The 24,755-nt window shown below is 76.0% G+C and carries 21 protein-coding genes and 1 pseudogene; 15 read left to right on the top strand and 7 right to left on the bottom strand.

The features are described from left to right. Positions 1-178 precede the first annotated feature (178 nt). Positions 179-790 (top strand): HEAT repeat domain-containing protein, encoded by a 612-nt coding sequence (locus ACFYVJ_RS16670; protein WP_388891763.1) that lies wholly within the window; start codon positions 179-181, stop codon positions 788-790. Between the two features lie 104 nt (positions 791-894). On the opposite strand, the gene ACFYVJ_RS16675 is transcribed toward ACFYVJ_RS16670, so the two are convergent. Beyond that, entirely contained in the window at positions 895-1,953 is a 1,059-nt protein-coding gene (locus ACFYVJ_RS16675; protein WP_388891766.1) for an Rv2578c family radical SAM protein, read from the bottom strand. 322 nt (positions 1,954-2,275) lie between these two features. On the opposite strand from ACFYVJ_RS16675, the gene ACFYVJ_RS16680 reads away from it, so the two are divergent. From ACFYVJ_RS16680 to ACFYVJ_RS16700, 5 genes are all read left to right on the top strand, one after another. Continuing rightward, the gene (locus tag ACFYVJ_RS16680) at positions 2,276-4,756 is read left to right on the top strand and encodes an MFS transporter (protein WP_388891768.1); all 2,481 of its coding nucleotides are present in this window, start codon (positions 2,276-2,278) and stop codon (positions 4,754-4,756) included. A gap of 214 nt (positions 4,757-4,970) precedes the next feature. Next, positions 4,971-5,804 (top strand): M55 family metallopeptidase, encoded by an 834-nt coding sequence (locus ACFYVJ_RS16685; protein WP_101420685.1) that lies wholly within the window; start codon positions 4,971-4,973, stop codon positions 5,802-5,804. After that, a complete protein-coding gene (locus ACFYVJ_RS16690) occupies positions 5,797-7,164 on the top strand; it encodes a M20/M25/M40 family metallo-hydrolase (protein WP_388891771.1) in 1,368 nt (455 codons plus the stop codon). The genes ACFYVJ_RS16685 and ACFYVJ_RS16690 overlap by 8 nt, the downstream gene beginning before the upstream one ends. A 106-nt stretch (positions 7,165-7,270) precedes the next feature. Beyond that, on the top strand, positions 7,271-10,249 hold the full coding sequence (locus tag ACFYVJ_RS16695; RefSeq protein WP_388891774.1) for a prolyl oligopeptidase family serine peptidase: 2,979 nt from the start codon (positions 7,271-7,273) through the stop codon (positions 10,247-10,249). Positions 10,250-10,323: 74 nt separating this feature from the next. Next, on the top strand, positions 10,324-10,551 hold the full coding sequence (locus tag ACFYVJ_RS16700; RefSeq protein WP_125937852.1) for a lipopolysaccharide assembly protein LapA domain-containing protein: 228 nt from the start codon (positions 10,324-10,326) through the stop codon (positions 10,549-10,551). Between the two features lie 18 nt (positions 10,552-10,569). Here the strand turns inward: ACFYVJ_RS16700 and ACFYVJ_RS16705 are convergent, their stop codons facing one another. Continuing rightward, positions 10,570-11,445: a LysR family transcriptional regulator gene (locus tag ACFYVJ_RS16705; RefSeq protein WP_388891776.1), complete on the bottom strand. Its 876-nt coding sequence runs from the start codon at positions 11,443-11,445 to the stop codon at positions 10,570-10,572. Between the two features lie 73 nt (positions 11,446-11,518). Here ACFYVJ_RS16705 and ACFYVJ_RS16710 point away from each other — a divergent pair, with 73 nt between their 5' ends. Genes ACFYVJ_RS16710 through ACFYVJ_RS16725 form a run of 4 tightly spaced genes read left to right on the top strand, consistent with a single transcriptional unit; the run spans position 11,519 to position 14,540 of the window. After that, a complete protein-coding gene (locus ACFYVJ_RS16710) occupies positions 11,519-13,033 on the top strand; it encodes a pyridoxal phosphate-dependent decarboxylase family protein (RefSeq protein ID WP_388891779.1) in 1,515 nt (504 codons plus the stop codon). A 10-nt stretch (positions 13,034-13,043) separates the two neighbouring features. Further along, the gene (locus ACFYVJ_RS16715; protein ID WP_388891781.1) at positions 13,044-13,583 is read left to right on the top strand and encodes an endonuclease domain-containing protein; all 540 of its coding nucleotides are present in this window, start codon (positions 13,044-13,046) and stop codon (positions 13,581-13,583) included. Between the two features lie 7 nt (positions 13,584-13,590). Beyond that, positions 13,591-13,962: a glyoxalase superfamily protein gene (locus tag ACFYVJ_RS16720; RefSeq protein WP_101420679.1), complete on the top strand. Its 372-nt coding sequence runs from the start codon at positions 13,591-13,593 to the stop codon at positions 13,960-13,962. A gap of 23 nt (positions 13,963-13,985) precedes the next feature. After that, on the top strand, positions 13,986-14,540 hold the full coding sequence (locus ACFYVJ_RS16725; RefSeq protein WP_388891785.1) for a GNAT family N-acetyltransferase: 555 nt from the start codon (positions 13,986-13,988) through the stop codon (positions 14,538-14,540). Between the two features lie 28 nt (positions 14,541-14,568). On the opposite strand, the gene ACFYVJ_RS16730 is transcribed toward ACFYVJ_RS16725, so the two are convergent. Further along, positions 14,569-14,916 carry a VOC family protein gene (locus tag ACFYVJ_RS16730; protein WP_027770346.1) on the bottom strand — a complete coding sequence of 116 codons (348 nt, stop codon included), beginning with the start codon at positions 14,914-14,916 and terminating at the stop codon, positions 14,569-14,571. 77 nt (positions 14,917-14,993) lie between these two features. After that, positions 14,994-15,794 (bottom strand): methyltransferase domain-containing protein, encoded by an 801-nt coding sequence (locus ACFYVJ_RS16735; RefSeq protein ID WP_388891788.1) that lies wholly within the window; start codon positions 15,792-15,794, stop codon positions 14,994-14,996. 162 nt (positions 15,795-15,956) lie between these two features. On the opposite strand from ACFYVJ_RS16735, the gene ACFYVJ_RS16740 reads away from it, so the two are divergent. The 3 genes from ACFYVJ_RS16740 to ACFYVJ_RS16750 all read left to right on the top strand — a co-directional run bounded on the left by ACFYVJ_RS16740 (position 15,957) and on the right by ACFYVJ_RS16750 (position 18,760). Continuing rightward, entirely contained in the window at positions 15,957-16,199 is a 243-nt protein-coding gene (locus ACFYVJ_RS16740; protein ID WP_388891791.1) for a DUF6158 family protein, read from the top strand. Between the two features lie 219 nt (positions 16,200-16,418). After that, a complete protein-coding gene (locus ACFYVJ_RS16745; protein WP_388891793.1) occupies positions 16,419-17,732 on the top strand; it encodes an aminotransferase class I/II-fold pyridoxal phosphate-dependent enzyme in 1,314 nt (437 codons plus the stop codon). Beyond that, on the top strand, positions 17,729-18,760 hold the full coding sequence (locus tag ACFYVJ_RS16750) for an MBL fold metallo-hydrolase (RefSeq protein ID WP_388891796.1): 1,032 nt from the start codon (positions 17,729-17,731) through the stop codon (positions 18,758-18,760). Before ACFYVJ_RS16745 ends, ACFYVJ_RS16750 begins: the two co-directional genes overlap by 4 nt. 49 nt (positions 18,761-18,809) lie before the next feature. Here the strand turns inward: ACFYVJ_RS16750 and ACFYVJ_RS16755 are convergent, their stop codons facing one another. Next, positions 18,810-19,454 (bottom strand): DedA family protein, encoded by a 645-nt coding sequence (locus tag ACFYVJ_RS16755; RefSeq protein WP_388891843.1) that lies wholly within the window; start codon positions 19,452-19,454, stop codon positions 18,810-18,812. A gap of 2 nt (positions 19,455-19,456) precedes the next feature. Then, the gene (locus ACFYVJ_RS16760; RefSeq protein ID WP_388891799.1) at positions 19,457-20,239 is read right to left on the bottom strand and encodes an MBL fold metallo-hydrolase; all 783 of its coding nucleotides are present in this window, start codon (positions 20,237-20,239) and stop codon (positions 19,457-19,459) included. A 149-nt stretch (positions 20,240-20,388) separates the two neighbouring features. Between ACFYVJ_RS16760 and ACFYVJ_RS16765 the strand changes: the two genes are divergently transcribed. Beyond that, positions 20,389-22,938, top strand: a complete 2,550-nt coding sequence (locus ACFYVJ_RS16765; protein WP_388891802.1) for a phage holin family protein — start codon at positions 20,389-20,391, stop codon at positions 22,936-22,938. Between the two features lie 18 nt (positions 22,939-22,956). Here ACFYVJ_RS16765 and ACFYVJ_RS16770 read toward each other — a convergent pair whose 3' ends face one another. Next, positions 22,957-23,913, bottom strand: coding sequence for a LysR substrate-binding domain-containing protein (locus tag ACFYVJ_RS16770; RefSeq protein ID WP_388891805.1), 957 nt, complete (start codon positions 23,911-23,913; stop codon positions 22,957-22,959). 252 nt (positions 23,914-24,165) lie between these two features. Between ACFYVJ_RS16770 and ACFYVJ_RS16775 the strand changes: the two are divergent. Continuing rightward, positions 24,166-24,585: pseudogene (locus tag ACFYVJ_RS16775) on the top strand (hypothetical protein); the annotation flags it as partial. Between the last annotated feature and the right edge of the window lie 170 nt (positions 24,586-24,755).

Here is a 24,755-nt window from a genome sequence, read left to right on the forward strand (position 1 = left end):
AGCAGGGGTGCTGCTCGTCCCGCGAGCTTAACTCGTGAGTAACCATGGGCGCCAGAGGGCGAATCAGGGAATGTACCCGTCAGCCGGGGCACACATGGAGTGAACCCCGATCGACGAGCCCGTCACCGACCGGTGGCGGGTACGTACCCTGAGTGCCGGCGAGGCAGGGGGCCGAGGCATGGACCAGGAGTATCTGGCGCTCACCGAACGGATCCGCGGCAGGCTGGAGGACCCGCCGGCGCGGGCCCGGTTCGAGCACATGACCGCGCTCGCGCGGCAGCGCACGACCACCGCCCAGGAGGAGCTGGCGCGCGTGCTGGAGCTGCCGGGCGAGCCGCTGTGGGCCCGGGAGCTGGCGGCCTTCGCGCTGGGCACGGCGGGGGACCGGCGGGCGTTCGAGACACTGGTGCTGCTGCTCAACTACCGCGATCCGGTACGGGCGGAGAGCGCGGCGTGCGCGCTGGCCCGGCTCGGCGACCCGCGCACCGCACGCGCGGCGGCGGCCCTGGCGACGAACCCGCTGCGCACCGCGTACGCGTTGCACGCCATCCGGCTGCTGGTCAGGCTGCGTGCGCCGGAGTCGGCGCCCGCGCTGATCAGCACGCTCCAGCGGCTGGTGCGCGAGCCGCAGCACCACTGGCCGATCGCCACCGCCTGCGTCGAGGGGCTGGGCGAGCTGGGCGACCAGCGCGCGATCCCGGCGCTCTCCGAGGCGCTCGGCTTCCCGCAGTTGTGGCGCGCGGCCACGGCGGCGATCACCCGCATCGGCCCGCGCACCCCGTCGCAGTGAGCCGGCGCGCACCCGGGCAGGCGCGGGCCGCCGGCGGGACGGCGCCGGCCGCGGGTGCGGCGTCACGGCCCGGGCCCGCCGTGGCGTAGCGCCGCCGACCGGCGTCAGAGCAGCGTCAACTGCGTGTTCTCCGGGCCCTCCGGCGGCGCGTCCGGTCCCTCCTCGGGCTCGATGCGGCGCGCGATGCCGGGGGCCGACGGGCCTATGCCCAGCTCTGTCGCGTACTCGTGGACCTGGCGGGTGATCTGGCGCTGATACCACTTCGGCGCGTACGACCCGCCCGCGTACATCGTGCGGTAGCGGCCGACCAGATGCGGGTGGTGGCGCTCCAGCCAGGCCATGAACCACTCCCGCGCGCCCGGCCGCAGATGCAGCACCAGCGGCGTCACCGACGTGGCCCCCGCCTCCGCCACCGCCCGCACCGTGGCGCGCAGTTGCCCGGGGGAGTCGCTGAGGAACGGGATCACCGGAGCCATCAGCACCCCGCAGCCGATGCCGTGCTCCGCGAGCGTGCGCACCACGTCGAGCCGGCGCTGCGGCGCGGGCGTGCCCGGCTCCACGGTCCGCCACAGCTCCTCGTCCAGAAAGCCCACCGAGACCGCGACCCCGACCTGCGTGACCTCGGCCGACTGCTTGAGCAGCGGCAGGTCCCGGAGGATGAGCGTGCCCTTGGTGAGGATCGAGTACGGGTTGGCGAAGTCCCGCAGCGCGGCGAGGATGCCGGGCATCAGCCGGTAACGCCCCTCGGCCCGCTGGTAGCAGTCGACGTTCGTGCCCATGGCGATGTGCTCGCCGCGCCACCGGCGGCTCGCCAGCTCGCGGCGCAGCAGCTCCGGGGCGTTGATCTTCACCACGATCTGCGAGTCGAAGCCGCGGCCGGTGTCGAGGTCCAGATAGTCGTGGGTCTTTCTGGCGAAGCAGTAGACGCAGGCGTGGCTGCAGCCCCGGTAGGGGTTCACGGTCCAGTCGAAGGCCATCCGCGACGCGCCCGGCACCCTGTTGACGATCGAGCGGGCCCGCACCTCGTGGAACGTGATCCCGCGGAACTCCGGGGTGTCGAACGTGCGGGTCACGACGGCCGCCGTGCCGAAGAGGGCGGGCGCCGCCGCCCCCGTGGCCGCGCCGCCGTCGGCGGCCTCGTCGGTCAGATTCTCCCAGCGCATCGGCACCTCCTGTTGATCTGCCGCCGAGAATAGAACACACGTTCCCTTCGCGTCGAGTCCTCGATCGGGTGATCCCGGTCAACGCCGCGCCGGACGCGGCCCCGCGCAGCTCGCCGGTTCGAGTGGATTCCCGCCGCGCGCCCCTACGCCCCCGGCTCCGCGGGCTCGTCGCGAAAGCCGCTGATGAGCGCCCGATGGGTGCCCCGCGCACCAGAGTTGGCGCGGTCCCGCGGCGCCGTACGGGGGAGTGAATCCCGTTTGCCCCCGGATCTTGCGCGGTGCGAAAAATGGTCCGGCGCAGGCGGACGATGGGGAGTGGCACGTGGGGACGACCCTGGTGAACGACGAGCCGGTCACCGTGCCCGCGGCCGGCCCGGCGGCGGGACCGGCGGAGCCGGCGCAACGGCCGGGGCGTACCGGAAAGGGCGGACCGCCGGCCGGGCGCGGCGCGGCGGCGGGCCCCGGCGACGGCGGGGAGCTGAGCCCCCGGCGCGTACGGCTGGTGTTCCCTGCCCTCATGCTCGCGCTGCTGCTCGCCGCGCTGGAGCAGATGATCGTCGCCACCGCGCTGCCGAAGATCGTCGGTGAGCTGCACGGCCTGGACCGGATGTCCTGGGCGATCACCGCCTACCTGCTCACGTCCACCATCAGCCTGCCGATCTACGGCAAGCTCGGCGACCTCTTCGGCCGCAAGGGCGTCTTCCAGTTCTCGATCGTGGTGTTCGTCATCGGCTCCGGGCTCGCCGGGGCCTCCGGCAGCATGGACCAGCTCATCGCGTTCCGCGCCGTCCAGGGGCTGGGCGCGGGCGGCCTCATGATCGGCGTGCAGGCGATCATCGCGGACATCGTCCCGTCCCGCGAACGCGGCCGGTACATGGGCCTGATCGGCGCGTCCTTCGGGCTCGCCTCGGTCGCCGGACCGCTGCTCGGCGGGTTCTTCACCGACGAGCTGTCCTGGCGCTGGTGCTTCTACTTCAACGTCCCCTTCGGCCTGCTCACCCTGCTGGTGACAGGACTGGTGCTGAAGCTGCCCAAGCCGACGGCCCGGCCCCGGCTCGACGTCCTCGGCGGGCTGTTCCTCGCCGCGGCCTCCACCTGCCTGGTGCTGCTGACCAGTTGGGGCGGCCTGGAGTACGACTGGACCTCCGACGTCATCCTCGGCCTCGGCGCGGGCGCCGTCGCCGCCACCGTCCTGCTGCTCGTCGTCGAGCACTTCGCCGTCGAACCCGTGATGCCGCTGCGGCTCTTCCGCGACAGCATCTTCAACGTCACCTCCCTGGTCGGGGTGGTGACCGGGGTGGCGATGTTCGGCGCCGCCAGCTATCTGCCGACCTTCCTGCAGATGGTCGACGGGGCCAGCGCCACCGAGTCCGGACTGCTCATGCTGCCGATGATGATCGGCACCGTCGCCGCCTCGATCACCTCAGGGCAGCTCATCACCCGCACCGGCCGCTACCGCCCCTACCCGGTGGCCGGCTGCGCCGTCGCCGCCGTCGGCATGTGGCTGCTCTCCCGCCTGGACGAGGACACGTCGCAGCTCTCGTACAGCATCTGGATGGCCGTCCTCGGCATCGGCCTCGGGCTCGTCCTGCCGGTGCTCATCCTGGCCGTGCAGAACGCCGTGCGCCCCGCCGACCTGGGCGTCGCGACCAGCGCGCACAACTACTTCCGGCAGATCGGCGGCTCGGTCGGCACGGCCGTCTTCGGCACCCTCTTCTTCGACCGCCTCGCCGACGAACTGGTCGGCACCCTGCCCCCGCCGCCCCCCGGCACCACGCTGCCGGAGGCGGAGTCGATCACCCCCGAGGCCGTCCACGCGCTCGACGCCGAGCTGCGCGACGGCTACATCCGCGCCTACGCCGAGGCGATGCCGGGCATCTTCCTGTACCTGGTGCCCGTGCTCGTCCTCGGCGTGGTGTTCGCGTTCCTGCTGAAGGAGAGACCACTGGTGTCCCAGAACCACTCGGGGCCCGGCCCCGCCACGGACGAGTACCCGGCGGTCGACACCACCGTGCCCGCGGCCCGCGGCACCGTCCCGGCGGGCACAGGGGTGCCGGTCTGCGGCAGCGTGCAGCACCAGGACGGCACCACCGTGCCGCGCGCGGCGCTCACGCTCATCGACGGCGCCGGCCGCCAGGTGGGCCGCGACGCCAGCCGCGACGACGGCAGGTACGTGCTGCCCACCCCGGGCGCCGGCTCGTACGTCCTGGTGGCCGCGGCCGGCGGGCACCAGCCGCAGGCCGTGACGGTCACCGTCGGGGACCGGCCGGTCGAACTGGACCTCGTGCTGGGCGGCGCGGGCCGCATCTGCGGCACCGTCGCGGCGGCCGACGGCACGCCGCTGGGGAACGTCGTGGTGACGCTCACCGACGCGCGCGGGGAGGTCGTCGCCTCGGCGCGCAGCAGCCACGACGGGTCGTACGCGATCGGTGAACTGGTCGCCGGCGAGTACACCCTGGCGGCCACCGCGCCGGGCTTCCGGCCCGCGGCGCTGCCGGTCTCGGTGCAGGCGGCGCGGGAGACCCGGCAGGACGTCGAACTGGCCGGCGGCGCGGTGCTGCGCGGCACGGTACGGGCGTACGGCGGCCGGCCGGTGGAGGACGCCAGGGTCACGCTCCTGGACGCCGCGGGCAACGTCGTCGACACCGGCACCACCGGCCCGGACGGCGCGTTCCGCTTCGTCGACCTGTCGGCGGGCGAGTACACCGTCATCGCCGCCGGGTACCCGCCGGTGGCCACGGTGCTGCGCGTGGAGGGCGGCGGCCGTACGGAACGGGACCTCCAGCTCGGCCACGGCGACTAGCCCCTCGCGACCGGCGGAGGACCCGCGCCGGGACGCGTGCGCCGGGGGCGCGGCGCCGGTCGTCGCGAGCGGGCTTCCTCCGGCTGGCGGAGAGCCGGGACAGCCGTCGAAGTGGCTGGTCGCGGGGCGTTCCCGGGGAGTTGAGGCGGTCTAGACCTCTGTACGTATCCACAGGGGTTTCACCGCTTCGTCCGACCGCGTACCGTGGCTCGTCATGAAGGTCTTGATCAGCGCCGACATGGAGGGGGCCACCGGCGTCACGTGGCCCGCCGACGTGCTTCCCGGCGGCCCGCAGTGGGAGCGCTGCCGGCCCATGTTCACATCCGACGTCAACGCCGCCATCGAGGGCTTCTTCGCCGGCGGTGCCGACGAGGTGCTGGTCAACGAGGCGCATTGGACGATGCGCAATCTGCTGCTAGAGCGGATCGACGACCGCGCCCAGATGCTCACCGGGCGGCACAAGTCGCTGTCCATGGTCGAGGGCGTCCAGCACGGCGACGTCGACGGCATCGCCTTCGTGGGCTATCACACGGGCGCGGGCGCCGAAGGGGTCCTCGCGCACACCTACCTGGCCAACTCCATCACGGGCGTCTGGCTCAACGGCGTGCGGGCCAGCGAGGGCCTGCTGAACGCGCACGTGGTCGCCGAGTTCGGCGTCCCCGTCGTGCTCGTCACCGGGGACGACAAGACCATCGAGGACGCCAAGGGGTACGCGCCCGCGGCCCCCGGCGTCGCCGTCAAGGACTACGTGTCGCGGTACGCCGCGGTGTGCCGCACCCCGGCGCGTACCGCGGCGGACATCCGGGCCGCGGCCACCGAGGGCGCGGCGCTCGCGGTGCGGGCGGAGCCGGTGCGCGGCGGCCCGTTCACGGTGGAGCTGGAGTTCGACGCGGAGCATCTGGCCGGCGCGGCCACGGTGGTGCCGGGCGTGGCGCCGACCGGCGAGCGGCGCGTGGCGTACACGACGGAGACCATGTACGAGGGCATCCGCTGCTTCAAGGCGGTCACCACGCTCGTCTCGGCCGCGGTGGAGGAGCAGTATGGCTGACGCGACCCGGCAGGCGCCGGCCGCCCCGCACCCGGGCCCGGACGACGCGGCGCTGGACGAGGTGGTGGGCTTCACCTCCGACCTGATCCGCATCGACACCACGAACCACGGCGGCGGCGACGGCGTGGAGCGCCAGGCCGCGGAGTACGTCGCGGAGCGCCTCGCAGGTGCCGGCATCGAGCCCACCCTGCTGGAGAAGGCCCCCGACCGGACGAACGTCGTGGCCCGTATCGAGGGCACAGACCCCGGCGCCGACGCGCTGCTCGTCCACGGCCACCTCGACGTGGTGCCCGCCGAGCCCGCCGACTGGAGCGTCCACCCGTTCTCCGGTGAGGTCCGCGACGGCGTGGTCTGGGGCCGCGGCGCCATCGACATGAAGAACATGGACGCGATGGTCCTCGCGGTCGTACGGGCCTGGGCCCGCGCCGGCGTCCGCCCCCGGCGCGACATCGTGCTCGCCTTCACCGCCGACGAGGAGGCCAGCGCCGAGTACGGATCCGGCTATCTCGCCGAGGAGCACGCCGCGCTCTTCGACGGCTGCACCGAGGGCATCAGCGAGTCCGGCGCCTTCACCTTCCACGCCGGCGACGGCCTGCGCCTCTACCCCGTCGCCGCCGGCGAGCGCGGCACGGCCTGGCTGCGGCTCACCGCCCGCGGCCGCGCGGGACACGGCTCGAAGGTCAACGCGGACAACGCCGTCTCCCGGCTGGCTGCCGCCGTCGGCCGCATCGGCGAGCACCGCTGGCCCGTGCGGCTCACCCCCACCGTCCGCGCGGCGCTCGTCGAGACGGCCGCGGCGTACGGCGTCGAGGTCGCCCCCGGGGAGCTGGACGACCCCGCCTTCGACGTGGACGCGCTGCTGGCCAAGCTCGGCCCGGCCGCCGCCCTCGTCGCGCCCACCGTGCGCAACAGCTCCAACCCCACGGTCCTCGAAGCCGGCTACAAGGTGAACGTCATTCCCGGCAGCGCCACCGCGCAGATCGACGGCCGGATGGTGGCCGGCGGCGAGGAGGAGTTCGCGCGCACGCTCGACGAGCTGACCGGACCGTACGTGGACTGGGAGTTCAGCCACCGCGAGGTGCCGCTCACCGCCCCCGTCGACGCTCCCCTCTACGCCGCGATGCGCGCCTCCCTGGAGCGCTTCGATCCCGGCGCGCACGTCGTGCCCTACTGCATGTCGGGCGGCACCGACGCCAAGCAGTTCTCCCGCCTGGGCATCACCGGCTACGGCTTCTCGCCGCTGAAGCTCCCCGCCGGATTCGACTACCAGGAGCTGTTCCACGGCGTGGACGAGCGGGTGCCGGTGGACGCGCTGCACTTCGGCGTGCGGGTGCTGGACGACTTCCTCAGATCGGCCTGACGGCACACCGCCCCGGGCAGCCGCGCGGGAAGCGGCCAACGACCAGCGAGCGCGCCGGCAGTGCGGCCGGCGCCTCGACCACCAGCGGAAAGAGACGACGCCGCCCGTGACCACCGCCCCGTACGGCTCCTGGCCCTCCCCCCTGACCGCCGCCCTCGCCGCGACCCACGACGGCCGCCCGGAGTATCTGGACACCGTCGGCGACGAGGTGTGGTGGACCGCCCCGCGGCCGCGCGAGGGCGGGCGCCGGGCGCTGGTGCGGCTGCGCCCGGACGGCACCGAGGAGTCGGTGCTGCCCCCGCCGTGGAACGTGCGCAACAGGGTCATCGAGTACGGCGGCCGGCCCTGGGCCGGCGCCCCGCGCGCCACCGGCGGCCCGCTGATCGTCTTCACCCACTTCGCCGACCAGCGGCTGTACGCGTACGAGCCGGACGGCGGCGGCGAGCCCCGCCCGCTCACCCCCGTCTCCGCCGTCGGCGGCGGGCTGCGCTGGTGCGACGCCGTCGTGCTGCCGGAGCGCGGCGAGGTGTGGTGCGTGCTGGAGGAGTTCACCGGGCAGGCCCCCACCGACGTACGCCGCGTGCTCGCCGCCGTGCCGCTCGACGGATCGGCGGCCTCCGACCGCGCCGCCGTGCGCGAGCTGACCGACGACCGGCACCGCTTCGTCACCGGCCCCCGCCTCTCCCCGGACGGCCGGCAGGCCGCCTGGATCGCCTGGGACCACCCGCAGATGCCCTGGGACGGCACGGAGCTGCGCGTCGCCGACGTCACCGGCGACGGCCGGCTGGCCGGGGTCACCACGGTCCTCGGCGCCCAGACCGGCTCCGAGGCGGAGTCCGTCGCACAGGCCGAGTGGCTGCCGGACGGCACGCTGGTCGCCGCCACCGACCGCACCGGCTGGTGGAACCTGCACCGGGTCGACCCCGCCACCGACGTGACCACCGCGCTCTGCCCGCTGCCGGAGGAGTTCGCCGACGCGCTGTGGAAGGTCGGGCTGCGCTGGTTCGCCGTCCTCGGCAGCGGTCTCGTCGCCACCCTGCACGGCACCGGCGGCACCCGCCTCGGCGTCCTCGACCCCGCCACCGGCGAGCTGGCCGACGTGCCGGGCCCCTGGTCGAACTGGGCCGCGGGCCTCGCCGTCGCCGGCGAGCGGGTCTTCGGCCCGGCCGCGAGCCCCGTCACCGGGTACGAGGTCGTGGAGCTGGACACCGCCACCGGCTACGCCCGCGTCGCGGGCAACGCCCACCGCGACGCCGTCGACCCGGACTACCTGCCGCGGCCGGTGTCCCGCACCTTCGCGGGCCCCGGGGGCCGCGAGGTGCACGCCCACGTCTACCCGCCGCGGCACCCGGAGCTGACCGGCCCCGAGGACGAGCTGCCGCCGTACGTGATCTGGGCGCACGGCGGCCCCACCGGGCACGTACCGCTGGTGCTCGACCTGGAGATCGCCTACTTCACCTCGCGCGGCATCGGCGTCGCCGAGGTCAACTACGGCGGCTCCACCGGCTACGGCCGCGCCTACCGCGAGCGGCTGCGCGAGCAGTGGGGCGTCGTGGACGTCGAGGACTGCGCCGCCGTCGCCCGCGCGCTGGCCGACGAGGGCACCGCCGACCCGGCCCGGCTGGCGATCCGCGGCGGCAGCGCGGGCGGCTGGACGACCGCCGCGTCCCTCACCTCGCCGCTGGCCGAGGGGCTGTACGCGTGCGGCACGATCGTCTACCCCATCCTCGATCTCGCCGGCTGGGCCACCGACGAGACCCACGACTTCGAGTCGCGCTATCTGGAGTCGCTGGTCGGCCCGCTCGCCGAGGTGCCCGAGCGGTACCGCGACCGCTCCCCGGTCCACCACGCCGACCGGATCACCGTGCCGTTCCTGCTGCTCCAGGGGCTGGACGACGTGATCTGCCCGCCGGTGCAGTCCGAGCGCTTCCTGGCCGCGCTCGCCGGCCGGGGCGTGCCGCACGCGTACCTCACGTTCGAGGGCGAGGGCCACGGCTTCCGCCGGGCCGACACGCTGATCCGGGCGCTGGAGGCCGAGCTGTCGCTGTACGCGCAGACGTTCGGCTTCGCGGCACCGGACGTGCCGGCCGTGGACCTGGGCGCCCCCGTGCCCCCCGCCGCCGCGGCCGCCCGCCCGGCCGCCCCGGGCACCGGGTCCGCCGCCGCACTCGTCCGCCCCCGCCGGCTGCGCACCGGCGACCGGGTCGCGGTCGTCGCCCCCAGCGGCGGGTGCCCGCGCAAGGAACTGGACGCCGGCGTCGAGGTGCTGCGCGGCTGGGGCCTGGACGCCGTCGTCCACCCCACCGCGTACGGCGAGCACGGCACGCTGCCCTACCTGGCCGCCGAGGACGCCGCCCGGGCCCGCGACTTCGAGCGGGCCTGGCTCGACCCGGAGATCGCCGCGGTCTTCTCCGGCAGGGGCGGCTACGGCGCCCACCGCATGCTCGACCACGTCGACTGGGCCGCCCTGCGCGCCGCGGAGCCGAAGGTCTACGTCGGCTTCAGCGACGCCACCGCCCTGCACGAGGCCATCGCCACCCACCTCGGCGTGGCCACCCTGCACGGGCCGATGCCCGCTTGGGGCCCGTTCGTCGCGGACGGCACCACCCGCGAGCACCTGCGCCGCACCCTCTTCGAGCCGGCCGCCGTGCGGCGCCTGACCAGCCCCGGCGCCCGCGCCCTCGTCCCGGGCCGGGCCCGCGGCGTCACCCTCGGCGGCTGCGTCAGCCTGCTGGCCGCCGGCCTCGGCACCCCCGGCGCCCGCGCCGGGGCCGCCGGCGGCATCCTGCTCATCGAGGACGTCGAGGAGGAGGACTACCGGCTCGACCGCATCCTCACCCAGCTCCGCCGCAGCGGCTGGCTGACCGGCGTCGCCGGCGTCGTCTGCGGCACCTGGGAGGACTCGGGACCCTACGAGGCCGTCCGCGCCGTGCTCGCCGACCGGCTCGGCGACCTCGGCGTGCCGGTGCTGGAGGGCCTGGACTTCGGCCACGGCGTCCCCGCCCTCACCGTCCCGCTCGGCCTCCCCGCCGTCCTCGACGCGGACGCCGGCACCCTCACCCTCGACGCCCCCGGGCTCGCCTGAGCCGGCGGGCGGCGTTCGCCCGAACGGGCCCTGCCGCCGGGCGCGATCCCGGCCGCCGGGAGGAGGCTGGGCTCATGGCTCATACCTCGGTACGGACGGGCGGCCCCCGGCAGGCGCTCACGGCCCGCCGGGTGGCCGCGCTGGTGCTGGCCGCCCTCGGCCTTGCGTTCATCTTCCAGAACACCCGGCGCACCCGCATCCAACTGCTGTTCTGGGAGGTCACCACGCCGCTGTGGCTGGCGCTGCTGGCGGTGGCGGTGATCGGCATGATCGTGGGCTGGATGCTCCAGCGCCGCAGGTGACGCGGGCGCCCCGCGGCCTCAGCCGGCGCCGAGCAGCGCCGCGCGCAGCGCCCGTACGGGAGCGGTGGCGGCGTCCTGCGCCCGGTGGGCCAGGGCGAGGGTCAGCTCCCAGCGCGGCAGGTCGGTGACGGGCAGCTCGACGAGCGCGCCGGCGGCCAGGTCCGGGCCGACGGTGGAGCGGGTCAGCACCCCGGCGTGGCTGCCGCGGCGGGCCAGGCTCGCGACGGTCTCGGCGGGGGAGACGGGGTGGAGCCTGGTCGCCGGTACGGGGGTCGCGCGCAGCAGGTCGAGGAAGCGCGCCGCGCCGTCGCCCCACGTCGTACACGCCACCGGATACGCGGCCAGGTCCCGGATCCGCAGCGGTTCCCCGGTGTCCAGCGGGTGCCCGGGCCGGGCGACGCAGACGACCGGGTCGGTCAGGAACGGTTCCACGGTCAGCGTGTGCGGGTACGGTCCCGGCACCACGAACCCGATGTCCACGGTGTGGTCGGCCAGGCCGCGCACCACCTCCTCGCTGTGCGCGTCGGTGCACGCGACCTCGACGTCCAGCGGCGCGAGCGCGTCGAGCACCCGCGGCACCACGCTCGGCGCGAACGTGGCGTGCAGGGCGACCCGCACCCGCGGCCGGCCGGGCTCGGCCCGTACCACCGCGACCGCCTCCTCGGCGAGCGCCAGGCACCGCTCGGCATAGGGCAGCAGCCGCTCCCCGGCCGCGGTGAGCCGCACGCCCCGGCCGCCGCGCAGGAACAGCGGGCGGCCCAGGTCGCGTTCGAGCCGGGCCATCCGCTCGCTGACCGCCGGCTGGCTCAGCCGCAGCCGCGCGGCGCCCCGGCCGAAGCTGCCGGCCGTGGCCACCGACCGGAACACCCGCAGATCCTCCAATGACACTGCCATAGGAAAACCCTATGTCTTCTCATCGGAAAGATGCCCCTTCCCTGTCGCGGGGCCGCTTGTGAAGATCGGCTTCATGGACGTATCCATGTACGACGACGACCTCACCGCGGCGGCGCTCGCCGCCGAGCACCGGCGGCTGGGCACCGCCGCGACGCGACTGGTCGCCGACTACGCCGCCGCGCTGGACGGCCTCCCCGTCTGCTCCGGCGCCACCGCGGAGCAACTGCGCGAGCGCTTCGCCGGGCCGCTGCCCGAGCGGGGCACGGATCCGCTGGAGCTGCTCGACGCGCTCGCCCGCGACGTCGTCGCCGACGCCACGCACATCTCCAGCCCGCGCTACTTCGGCCTGTTCAACCCCGCGCCGCTGCCCGTCGCCGTCTGGACCGACGCGCTGTGCTCCGCGCTCAACCAGAACGCCGCCGCCTGGCGGCAGTCGCCGACCGCGACCGCGCTGGAGGAGCGCGTCCTGCGCTGGCTGTGCGACCTTCTCGGCTACGGCGACGGCGCGTTCGGCACGCTCACCAGCGGCGGGTCGGAGGCGAACCTCATCGGGCTGAAGTGCGCCCGGGACGCGGCGGCCGGCACCGCGGCCGCGGCGGGCCTCGGCGGCGCGCGGCTTCGCGTGTACGCCTCAGAGCAGGCCCACTTCTCACTGGTCAAGGGCGTGGACGTGCTCGGGATCGGCCGGGACAACCTGCGCCGCGTCGGCACCGACGCGCGCTTCCGCATCCGGGTCGGCGAGCTGCGCGCCGCCGTCGAGCGGGACCTGGCCGCCGGGCTGCGGCCCGCCTGCGTCGTCGGCGTGGCCGGCACCACCTCCTCCGGCGCCGTCGACCCGCTGGACGAACTCGCCGACGTGGCCGCGGAGTACGGGCTGTGGTTCCACGTCGACGCCGCGTACGGCGGGGCGCTGGCGTTCTCCGCGGCGCACGGCGGGCTGCTGCGGGGCGTGGCGCGGGCGGACTCGGCGACGCTGGACCCGCACAAGTGGATGTTCGTGCCGTTCTCCTGCGGTGCGCTGCTGACCCGCCACGGTGCCCGGGTGCTGCGCGACGCCTTCGACACCGATCCGGCGTACCTGGACGACCGGCGGGGCGGCGGCCGCGGGCCGGCGGACGGCCCCCCGGACGAAGGGCCGCTCGACTTCTTCCGCCTCGGCCAGCTCGGCACCCGGCGCGCCAACGCGCTCAAGCTCTGGGCCGCGCTCGCGGGCCTCGGCCGGGACGGCTACCGGCGCATCGTGGAACGGCAGTTGGACCTCACCCGGTACCTCGCCGCCGAACTGGCCGCCGCGGACGGCTTCGAGCCGGCGGGCGACGTGCAGACCGCGGTGTGCTGCGTGCGCTATCTGCCCGCGGCGGTACGGGACGCGCCGCCCGGCACGCGGGACGCGGTGCAGCGTGCGCTCCAGCAGCGCGTCGAGCGCGGCGGGCGGGCGTGGGTGGCGACCACGGTGCTCGACGGCCGGCGGGCGCTGCGGATCAACGTCAACGGGTTCCTCACCCGCCGCGAGCACGTGGACGAACTCGTCGCGCTGCTGCGGGCGGAGGGGCCGCGGGCGGCGGCCGATGTCAGTGCCGGGCCGTAGCGTCGGAACCATGAGCAGCACCCCGGGGCCGGGCCGCGATGTCCCCGCCTGCCACGAGTGGACGCCGCCCGGCACACCGGGCGGCCCGGCCCGTGCACCCGCCGCCGGTCCGGGCGGGGCGCTGGCGGCGATACGGCGGTGGCAGGACGGCCGGTGCGCGGTCTGCGGGCTGCGCCCGGCCCGGCTGGTCGTCGACCACCACCACGTCTCCGGGCTGGTCCGCGGCCTGCTCTGCGAGTCGTGCAACGTCGCCGAGGGCCGCCGCACCTCGTACTACGCCGAGCCGTACGCCTCGTACCGGCGCCGTCCGCCCGCGCTGATCGTCGGCCTCACCGAGCGCTATCCCCACTGGCGCCCGAACGCCTACCACTACGTCCTCGGCGACCCGCCCGACGATCCCGCGCTCGCCGCCCGCGTCCTCGGCCACCTCATACGCCACCCGCCCCGGCGCCCCACCGGACGCCCCGTCGAGATCCCCGGGCTGCCCGGCCACTACCTGGCCGGAGACGAGATGCGCCGTCTCGCCGAGCGGCTGGCGGCGGAGGCATAGTGGAGTCATGACTGTCCTCTTCCGGCGTACCGCACCGATCCTGCGCATCTTCGACATCGCCAAGGCCCGCGAGTTCTACGTCGACTACCTGGGCTTCACGGTCGACTGGGAGCACAGGTTCGCCGACGGCTTCCCGCTCTACATGCAGGTCTCCCGCGGCGACCTCACCCTCCACCTGAGCGAGCACCACGGCGACGCCAGCCCCGGCGCCACGGTCTACGTCGAGATCGACGGCGCGGGCGAACTGCACGCCGAGCTGAAGGCCAAGGACTACCCGTACCTGAAGCCGGGACTCGAAGAGGACGCCGGGATCGGCACGATCCTGGAGCTGACCGACCCGTTCGGCAACCGGCTGCGGTTCGTCCAGCCGAACCCCTGACCGGCGGGGCGTACACTCGCCCGGTGCCAGAGAACGACGTCGTCGCGGCCGGCGCCCGTACCGCGATCCGCACCCCGCGCCCCGCGGACGAGGAGGAGTTCCTCGCCCGCGCCCGGGCCAGCGCCGGGCTCCACCACCCGTGGCTGTCCCCGCCCGCCACCCCCGCCGACTACCGCACCTACCTGGAGCGGCTCACCGAGCCGCAGACCGAGGGGTTCCTCGTCTGCGAGCGGGAGTCGGGCGCCCTCGCCGGCTTCGTCAACATCAACGCCATCGTGCGCCGGGCCTTCCTCTCCGGCGCCCTCGGGTACGCGGCCTTCGTCCCGTACGCCGGCCGCGGCCTGATGTCCGAGGGCATCGGCCTCGTCGTCCGGCATGCCTTCACCCACCTCGGCCTGCACCGCCTGGAGATCAACGTCCAGCCGGGCAACGCCGCCTCCATCGCGCTGGCCAAGCGCGCCGGCTTCCGGCTGGAGGGCTTCTCGCCCGACTACCTGTTCATCGGCGGCGCCTGGCGCGACCACGAACGCTGGGCCCTGACCGTCGAGATGACCGGCATCGGCGGCGCCTCCCGGTAGTGGCCGGGGCTAGCGGCCGGGGCGCGGGTCAGCGGCGGCGGTCGACGTACTCGAAGATGCTGCCGTCGGGGTGGCGCGCCACCATGTTGCGCCCGATCGGCGTCTCCGACGGGCCCGCGACGATCTCCGCGCCGACCGACCGGAGCGTCGCGTACGCCTCGGCGACGTCCTTGACCGCCAGCGTCGCGGTGATTCTGCGCAGCACGTCCAGGGTCTGCGGCGGACCCGACATCAGCAGGAAGCAGCCGACCGCGGCGACGGAGACGCCCGCCTGCGAGAAGTGCTGCGCCTGTTCGCCGGTCAGCCTCTCGTACGTGTCGACGGCGGACTCCAGGTCGTCCACGCAGATGCGCAGTGAGGTGCCGAGGATCTCCATGGGGAGAGTCTAGGGGCGGCGAAGCCCGCCCGGACGCCGGGCCGTTGGCGCGGGTACGCGCCTGGCCCGGCGCGCCGTCACGGCACCCGGCAGAGCACCTCGCCGTGCAGCACCGCGAACCATGCGCCGGCCGCCGCGCCCCACTCCCGCCAGCCCGCCGCGATCCGCGCCAGCGCCGCGGCGTCCGCGTGCCCGCCGTCGACCGCGAGCCGGGAGTACGACGAGGCCACCGTGCGGTCCGCCCACGACTCGCTCCACCACGCGCGCTCCTCCGCCGCCGCGAAGCACCACGCGCCCGCCGAGGCCGTGACGTCCTCGAACCCCGCCTCGCGGGCCCAGCCCAGCAGCCGCCGCCCCGCGTCGGGCTCCCCGCCCGAGGCGCGGGCCACCCGGCGGTAGGTGTCCAGCCAGTCGTCCAGGGCGGGCACGTCCGGGTACCAGGTCATCGCCGCGTAGTCCGCGTCCCGCGCGGCGACGAGCCCGCCGGGGCGGCACACCCGGCGCATCTCCTCAAGGGCCCGCACCGGGTGCGCGAGGTGCTGGAGCACCTGGTGGGCGTGGACCACGTCGAACGAGTCGTCCGGGAAGTCCAGCGCCTCGGCGTCGGCCACGGCGAACTCCACGTTCGCCACGCCCCGTTCCGCCGCCACCGCGCGCGCCTGCGCCAGGATCCCCTCCTCGGCGTCCACCGCGGTCACCCGGCCCCGGGGCACGAGGGCGGCCAGGTCGGCGGTGATCGTGCCGGGGCCGCAGCCGAGGTCGAGGACGTGCATGTCCGGGCGGAGTTCGCCGGTCAGGTACGCCGCCGAGTTGGCGGCCGTGCGCCAGCGGTGCGAGCGCAGCACCGAGTCGTGGTGTCCATGTGTGTAAACGGCCATGTCGGCAGCGTAGCTCCTGTCTCGTATGACGAGAAGTATCGTCTCGTTATCCGGGCAGTCAGAGCGGGTTCCGCGCACTTGTGAGCGTCCCCCGGGTAGCAGCGGAACCCGGATTGCCCGATCCTGGGAGACGGAGACCGCCGGCGCGAAGGAGAGCCGCAGATGGGCGAGAGCGACCGGCGCCGGGGCGGCATCGCCCCCGCGCGGCTGACCGACCAGCAACTGATAAGGGAGCTGGAGACCATCCACCGCACCCGCCACGACACGCTGCTGCACGGTTCCGCGGCGGCGCTCGCCATGCACAACACCCGCATGGCGCAGCTCGAAGGCGAGTACCTGAGCCGGCACCCCGAGCGCTCCGTCGCGCTCGGCCGCACCCGCGACGGCGCGCGCGAGCGCGGCTGAGGACCGTGCGGACGGGAAGCGGGCCGGACGGGACGTCGGGGGCGTACGGGCCGGGCACAGGGCCGAACGCCGGCCGCGCGCTCCGCCGCCCCCGCCCGGCCGCACCTCACCTGACCAGGCGCGCAGCGCACCGCCCCGGTCGCCGCCCGATCTGGGACAGTGGGAGAGATTCGCACCCTTGTGAGCGCCCGACGGGCGCGTGACGGCGGGAGGTGGCGCATGCAGCAGGCCGTCCCCGACGCCGGTCTGCCACCTCCCGCGGAGCTCGTCGACGGCTTCGCCGGCGCCGCCACCGCCGCCCCGGGGCCGCCCGGCGGCGGGCCGGAGCTGCGCGCCGCCGCCGCGGGCTACTGGCACCGCCGCGGCCTGGCCACGGACCCCGGGCGGACCCTCGCCGCACCCGGCGGCCCCGCGCTGCTCCTCGCCCTGGTCGCCGCGGTCGGCGGCGAGGTGCTGCTGCCCCGCCCCTCGGCGTCCTGGTACGCGGCGCAGCCGGCGATCCTCGGCCGCGCCGTGCACCGTGTGCCCACCACCGCCGAGTCCGGCGGCGCCCCCGACCCGGTCGCGCTGCTGGAGACCGTGCGACGGGTACGGGCCGAGGGCGGCGACCCGCGGCTCCTGGTCCTCTCCGTCGCCGACGACCCCACCGGCACCGTGCCGCCGCCGGAGCTGGTGCACGAGGCGTGCGAGGCGGCGGCCCGGGAAGGGCTGCTCGTCGTCAGCGACGAGACGTACCGCGACACCCTGCACGACCCGCACGCCACCGTGCTCGTCAGCCCCGCCGAGATGCTGCCCGACGACGTCGTCGTCCTCGCCGACCTCGGCGGCACGCTCACCCCGCCCGGCTGGCCCGCCGCCGTGGCCCGCTTCCCCGCCACCCGCGCGGGCACCGTGCTGCACACCGCCGCGCTGGCCGTGCTCGGTACCGCCGTGCCGCCGCTGCCGCCGCCCGTCGAGGCCGCCGCCGCGGCGGCGCTGGCCGAGCCGCCCGCGGTCACCGGCCGGCTGGCCGCCGCCGTACGGCTGCACACGGCGCTCACCGCGGCCGTACGGGACGTGCTCACCGCCGCCGGCGCGCTGGTCCGCCCGCCGCAGGCCGGCTACCACGTGTACGCGGACCTCGAAGCCCTGCGCCGGGACCTGGCCCGCGGCGGCGTCGTGGACGCCGTGGACCTGGAGGCGGCCGTCGTCCGGGCGCTGGGCCCCGGGGCCCGCGCCTGCGCGGTCGCCGGGGCCCAGCGCTTCGGCGACGACCTCACCGCGCTGCGGCTGCGGGTGACGACGGCGCCGCTGCTCGGCGACGCCGGGGGCGCGCACGCCGCCGCCCTCGCCCCGGCGCGGGCCCGGCCGCCCGCCGCCGCGGCGACCACCCTGACCCCCGCCCCCGTGGCCGTCCCGACGGCCCCCGGGGTCCCCGCCGCTCCCGGAACCGCGGGGGAGGAGCAGCCGGATCCCGCGGAGTGGCCGCAGGTGGCCGAGGCGTTGAGGTCCCTCGGATCGGCCCTCACCGAGCTGACAGGAGCCCGCCGTTGACCAGCCAGTCACCTCGGACGGGAGCCGCAGGACCCGCCGCACCGACCGAGCGCTCCGCCACAGAACTGCGCCCCCTCGGCGAGATCCGCCGCTGGCCGCGGTCCTTCACCGACCGCCTCAACGCCCCCCTCCCCGGCATCTCCATGCTCGCCCGGCTGGCCCGCACCGGCCAGTTCCGCCCGTCGGCCAGGACCCTCGAAGAGATCCCGGAGCTGCCCTACGAGCCGGGCCCGCTGCCCGCCGCGGGCCCCGCCACCGTCGCCGTCACCTGGGCCGGGCACGCCAGTTGGGTGCTGCGCATCGGCGGCCTGACCGTGCTCACCGACCCGCTGTGGTCCCGGCGGATCCTCGGCACCCCGGCCCGCGTCACCCCCGTCGGGGTGCGCTGGGAGGACCTGCCGCCCGTCGACGCCGTCGTCGTCTCCCACAACCACTACGACCACCTCGACCGCCCCACCCTCAAGCGGCTGCCGCGCACCACCCCGCTGTTCGTGCCCGCCGGGCTCGCCCGCTGGTGCCGCCGCCGCGGCTTCACCCGGGTCACCGAGCTGGACTGGTGGGAGACCGCGGAACTGCCCGCGCCCGGCGGTCCTGTGCGCTTCGACTTCGTACCGGCGCACCACTGGAGCAAGCGCACGCTCACCGACACCTGCCGCTCGCTGTGGGGCGGCTGGGTGCTCACCGACGGCTCGGGCCGGCGGGTCTACTTCGCCGGCGACACCGGCTACGGCCACTTCTTCGAGGAGATCGGCCGCCGGCTGCCCGGCATCGCCCTCGCGCTGCTGCCCATCGGCGCGTACTCGCCGCGCTGGATGCTGGGCCCGGTGCACATGGACCCCGAGCAGGCCGTGCGCGCCTGCGGCGACGTCGGCGCGCGGCGGATGGCGCCGATGCACTTCGGCACGTTCCTGCTGTCGGCCGAGCCGCCGCTGGAGCCGCTGCGGCGGGTGCGGGCGGCCTGGGAGCGCACGGGCCGGCCGCGCGCGGAGCTGTGGGACCTGCCGGTGGGTTCTTCGCGGGTGCTGTGACGGCGGTGCGGAGGGTACGGCGGGCACGCGGGGCGCGGCCGCGTACGCGCTACGCGCCCTGCCCCCGGTCGCCGCGGCCGCGCAGCCGGCGCCACACCGGCGGCGCGACGCTGATCAGCACCGTCAGCGCCACCGCGGCCGCCACCCCCTGCCACGGCTCGGGGAAGAGCGAGCCGCCGAGGATGCCGATCAACTGGTACGTGGCCGCCCACGCCAGACAGGCGGGGAAGTTGCCGCGCACGAAGGTGCGCAGCGGCATCCGCGCCAGCAGGCACGCCAGCATCACCGGGATCCGCCCGGCCGGCAGCAGCCGCGACAGCACGAGGACCGAGATCCGGTGCTGCTCCAGCTTCCGCTGCGCGTGGGCGAGTTGCTCGGGCGCGACGCGGTCGCGCAGCCGGTCCAGCCAGCGCGAGCCGTTGCGCGAGCGCACGCCGCGGCTGCCCAGCCAGTAGAGCGCGACGTCGCCGAGGAAGGCGGCGATCGAGGCGGTGCCGAACACCAGCAGCAGTGCGTACGCGGCCTCGTGGTGGAAGGCGACGACGGCGGCCGAGCTGACGACGGCGCCCGTCGGCACCACGGGCACCAGCGACCCGACGAGCACGAGCAGGAACAGCGACGGGTAGCCCACCGCCTGCTGCGCGGGGGCCACGTCCCCGGCGGCGGCGAGCAGCGGGGGCGGCGCGTTGGGCAGCCTCAACGGGCCGCCTCCAGCCGCATGCCCTCGCCGTGCCCCAGCCGGTGCACCGCCACCTCCGGGGCCAGCGCCGCGGCCCGGCGGACGAAGTCGTGGCCGGGGGCGTGGAACTCGTGCGGCCGGACGGCGTCCATGCCGATCGGCCAGTACGTGCCGTAGTGCACCGGCACCGCCGCGCGCGGCGCCAGCTCCGCCAGCGCCTCGGCGGCGCGGCCGGGGTCGAGGTGCCCGTGGCCGAGGAACGGACCCCAGCCGCCGACGGGCAGCAGCGCCACGTCGCACGCGCCCACGGCGCGGGCCATGCCGTCGAAGAGGCCGGTGTCGCCGGCGAAGTAGGTGCGGGCCTCGCCCTCGAAGACGTAGCCGAGCGCGGGCGCGGTGCGCGACCCGTACGGCCAGCGGCGGCCGTCGTGGGCGGCGGGCACGGCGCGTATCGTCAGCGGCCCGGCGGCGACCTCGTCGCCCGGGCGCACCTCGGTCACCGGCAGCCCGCGCGAGCCGGCGAGCCGCCCCAGCCCGGGGACGGCGCTCCTGGCCCCGTACGGCACCACGAGCCGGGTGCCGGGTGCGATCCTGGCCAGGGACGGCAGGTGCAGGTGGTCGGAGTGCAGGTGGGAGACGACCACGACGTCGGCGATCGCGGCCGAGGGCGGCGGCAGGGCGCCGCGGCGCCGCCGCAGGTGCATCAGCCGCGGCACGAACAGCGGGTCGGTCAGCACCCGCACCCCCGAGTCCCGCACCGTCGCGGTGGCATGTCCCCACCACGTGATCTCGACCGGCAACGCCCGCTCCCTCCGCCGCCACCACCAGCTCCGGCCCCACCGAGGGTACGGCGTCCCGCCCGCCCCCCGCGGCCCCGCGGTGCCGGGCGGAACGGGTTGCCGCCCGGCTGTGGAAGGCTGGTACGACAGGAGCGGAGGTGAGACAGCGCATGGCAGAGCCGCGGAAGTCGTCCGGCGGGTACTCCGGAGCGGGTGAGGAGCCCGCGTCCGGGGAGGGCGCGGGGGAGGGCACCAGACCCGGCCCGGACCCCGGGTCCGGGCCGCACGCCGGGTCCCCCGCGGACCCGGACCACCAGTTCCCCGCGCGGCCGGATCCCGCGTCCGGCACGGAGGGGGATCCCCGGTCCCGGCCGGAGCCGGGGCCCGGGTCCGGGTCCGGTACGGAGCCGGACGACCGGTCCCGTACGGACGCCGGCCATGGGTCCGGTAAGGAGCCGGACGACCGGTCCCGTACGGACGAGGACCACCCCTCCCGCTCCGCCCCCGGCACCGACCCCCGCGCCGGCCTCACCGCCCTGCGGGCCGCCGCCACCCGCAAGGGCCGCCGCGCCGCCGCCCGCGGCCTCGGCCGGATCGTCGTCGTCTGGGCCGTCGGCACGGTGACGATGCTCATCCTCGCCGGTGCCCTGCCCGACTTCCGGCTCCAGTCGCCCGACGGCGACAGCGCCACCCACATCGCCGTCACCGCCGCCGTCGGCGCCGGCGTCTTCGGCGTGCTCTCCGCGCTGGTGTGGCCCGTGCTCGTCCGGGCCCTGCTGCTGGTCCCCGCGTTCGTGCTCGGCCTGCTCGTCTTCTTCCTCAACGGCTCCCTGCTGCTGATCGCGCTCAGCCTCAACCCCACGGGACGCGGCGAGGCCAACCCGGAGACCGCCGTCGTCGTCGCCGCGGTGATGTCCGCCGCCTCCTCCGCCACCAGCACCGCGCTCACCGTCCGCGACGACGGCGCGTACCGCCGCCGGCTCGCCCGGCTCGCGTACCGCCGCGGCGCCCCCGCGGTGTCCCCCGACGCCGCCCCCGGCATCGTCTTCCTCCAGCTCGACGGCGTCGGCCACGACGTGCTGCACGCCGCGCTGCAGGAGCGCGAGCGGACCGGCGGGCGCAGCCTCGGCGGGCAGCGGCTGCTCGCCCACCGGCTGCCGCCGGTGATGGAGACCGTCGCCTCCTGGCACGGCACCAGCCACCGGCTCGTCCCCTGGCGCACCGACTGGTCCAGCCAGACGGGCGCCAGCCAGCTCGGCATCCTGCACGGCACCAACGAGGACGTGCCCGCCTTCCGCTGGTACGAGAAGGAGACCGGCGAGGTGATGGTCTGCAGCCACCCCTCCACCGCGCAGGAGCTGGAGCGCCGGGCCGCCGCCCGCGCCGGGGACCCGGCCGCGCCCGGCGGGCTGCTGGCCACAGGGGAGCCCGGCGACACCGCCAGCCGCGGCAACCTCTTCACCGGCGGCGCCACCCAGCTCGCCCTGGTGCTGTCGGTCGCCGTCCGGCGGAACAAGAAGACCCGCTCCCGCGCCGGGTACTTCGCCTACTTCTCCGACCCCGCCAACGCCTCCCGCACCTTCGCCTCCTTCGTCGCCGAGGCCGCCCGCGAGGTGTTCCAGTCGGTGCGCTCCCGGCTGCGCCGGGAGACCCCGCGCGTCGGCCGCGGCGGGCTGTACCCGTTCGTCCGCGCCTTCGCCACCGTCGTCTCCCGGGACGTCGTCGTGGCCTCCGTCATAGGGGACATGCTCGCGGGGCGCACCGCGGTCTACGCCGACCTCGTCGCGTACGACGAGGTGGCGCACTACTCCGGGCCGCAGCACCGCGACACCCAGCAGGTGCTGCGCCGCATCGACCGCTCGATAGCGCTCATCGCCAAGGCCGCGGAGCACGCCCCGCGCCCGTACCGCATCGTGCTGCTGTCGGACCACGGCCAGAGCCACGGCCCGACGTTCGCCGCCGCGTACGGCCTCACGCTGCAGGACCTGGTACGCGCCGGCTGCGGGCTGCCCGTCTCGCGGCGGGCCGGCAAGTCCAGGAGCGGCGCCGAGGCCCGCACCGCCGCCCGCGCCGCCCTGCGCCGCCCAGAGCGCCCGGAGGACGGGCACGGCGGCGAGGGGCGCCGCGGCCTGGAGCCCGTGGTGCTCGGCTCCGGGAACCTGGGCCTGGTGTCCTTCCCCGAACTGCCCGGCGTGGTCAGCCGGGAGACGATCGAGCGCCGCCACCCGGCGCTGCTGCCGGCGCTGACGGAGCACCCCGGGGTGGGCTTCGTGCTGGTGCGCTCCGAGGAGCACGGTCCGGTGGTCCTCGGAGCCGACGGTGCGGAGCACCACCTGGAGACCGGCAAGGTCGTCGGCATCGACCCGCTGCTGCCCTTCGGGCCCGGCGCCGCCGGCACGGTGCTGCGCACCGCGCGCTTCCCGCACGCGGCGGACATCATGGTCAACTCCTCGTACGACCCGCAGACCGGCACCGTGCACGCCTTCGAGGACCAGATCGGCTCGCACGGCGGCCTCGGCGGCGAGCAGAGCCGGGCGTTCCTGTTCTGGCCCGAGGGGCTGACGCCGCCGGTGCCCGCGGGCGAGACGCTGGCGGGCGCCGAGTCGGTGCACCGGGTGCTGCGCCGGTGGATCGGCGAGTGCGGCGGCCCGGTCGTGCGCCGGGCGGCGGCGGCCGGGGTACGCCCGGAGCCGGTGGCGGAGGACCAGCACGCGGGCTGACCGCGGCCGGCCGGCCCGTCAGCCCGCGGTGCCGTACTCGGGGTGGGTGGCGAGCCACTTCGCGTAGACCGGGTTGCGCCGCGCCGCCTCCGCGTGCGCCGCCCGCGCGTACATCAGCACGGCGGGCGCCATGCCCGCCGCGGGCGACTCGGGGTGCCAGCCGATGAGGTGCCGCCAGCTCAGCGGCGTCCCCGTGATCGGCACGGTGGCGATCCCCGGCGTCGGCGGCATGGTCGCCCGGCACAGCCCCACCGCGCGGCCGACCTGCACCAGGTGCGCGCACGAGACGGTATCGGTCTCCAGGATCGGCGTCGGCGTGAACCCGGCCCGCGCGCACGCCGCCGAGAAGCAGTCCCCGAAGCACCCCTCACCCGGCACCGTCGTCCACCGCTCCTCGCGGAACCGCCCCAGCTCCAGCTCCGGTTCGTCCGCCGCCGGATGGTCCCCGGCGAGCATGAGGTACACCGGGTCCGTGCCCACCAGCCGCCACTCCAGGTCCTCGGCGGGCGGCGGGCTCTCGCCGCAGACCCCGATCAGCGCGAAGTCCAGCCGCCCCGAGGACGCCATCTCGCTGATCTCCTGCACCGACCAGGAGGTGTACGTGCTCACCGGCTCGTCCGGGTGGAGCGCCGCCAGCCGGTCCACCAGCGCCCCCAGCAGCGGCCCGTGCGTACCGCCGAGCCGGAACCGGTGCATGTCCTCCCAGGCGTTGGCGAACCGCACCGCCTCCTCCTGCAGCTCCCGCACCGCGGGCAGCAGCACCTGCGCCCGGTCGAGCACCAGCTCGCCGAGGGCCGTGGGCCTGGCGCCCGCCCGGTCGCGTACGAACAACGGCCCGCCCAGGGCCCGTTCGATGCGCTTGAGCTGCGCGCTGATCGCCGACTGGGCGAGGCCGAGGCGGCCGGCGGCCCGGGTGAGGCTCCCCGTCTCCGCGATGGCGCGCACGAGCTTGAGATGCCGCAGTTCCAGTTCCATCGCCGTCTCATCTCAGGCCGGGCACGGGCCGCTTCCGGAAACGTAGGGCCACGGACGCGGCACCGCAACAGCGCCGGAACCGGCAGGTCGCCCGCCCGGGATCCGGACCGTGGGGAGCCGGACATTACCTCGCCGGTAATCGACGTGCGGAGCGGGGGCGGGCACCGTAGGGGCATCGGAGCCCGGACCGGCGCACTCCGGCCCGGGTTCCGGCTCTGACCAGTACCTACGTCTCCCGGAGGGTGATCCGTCATGTCCGCAGCCGTCTCCCCGACCGCCGCCTCCACCCCGCAGATCACGCTCCGCCGCTGGCTCGGCCTCGACGCCGTCGTCACCGGCGGCAACGGGCTGGCGTACCTGGCCCTCTCCGGGCCCCTCTCCGACCTCCTGGGCATGGACCGCGGGCTGCTGCTCGTGCTCGGCGCGGTGCTCGTCGTCTACGCCGCCGACGTCGCCTGGCTCGCCCGCAAGCCCGCGCCGCCCGCGCGGCTGGTGGCGCTGGTCGTCGACATCAACATCGTGTGGGCGGTGGCCAGCATCGTCGTCCTCGCCACCGGGGTGCTCGACCCGACCACCGCGGGGTACGTGTGGATCCCGCTGCAGGCGGCGGTGGTGCTGGGCTTCGCCGTCGTGCAGTACGGGCTGCTGCGCGGCATCCGGGCCGCCGCCGGGGGCGGGCCCCCCCCCCCCCCCACCGCCCCGCCCCCCCCCCCGCCCCGGGGGGGGGGGGGCGGGCGGGGGGGGGGCCCCCCCCCCGGGGGCGGCCCCCCCCCCCCCCCCCACCTCCGCCAGCCGCAGCCGCTGCACGTCGGAGGTGCCCGCCGGCGGTAACACGTGGTACG

The organism is Streptomyces sp. NPDC004134, assembly GCF_042874195.1.
In the GTDB taxonomy this organism is placed as follows: Bacteria; Actinomycetota; Actinomycetes; order Streptomycetales; family Streptomycetaceae; genus Streptomyces.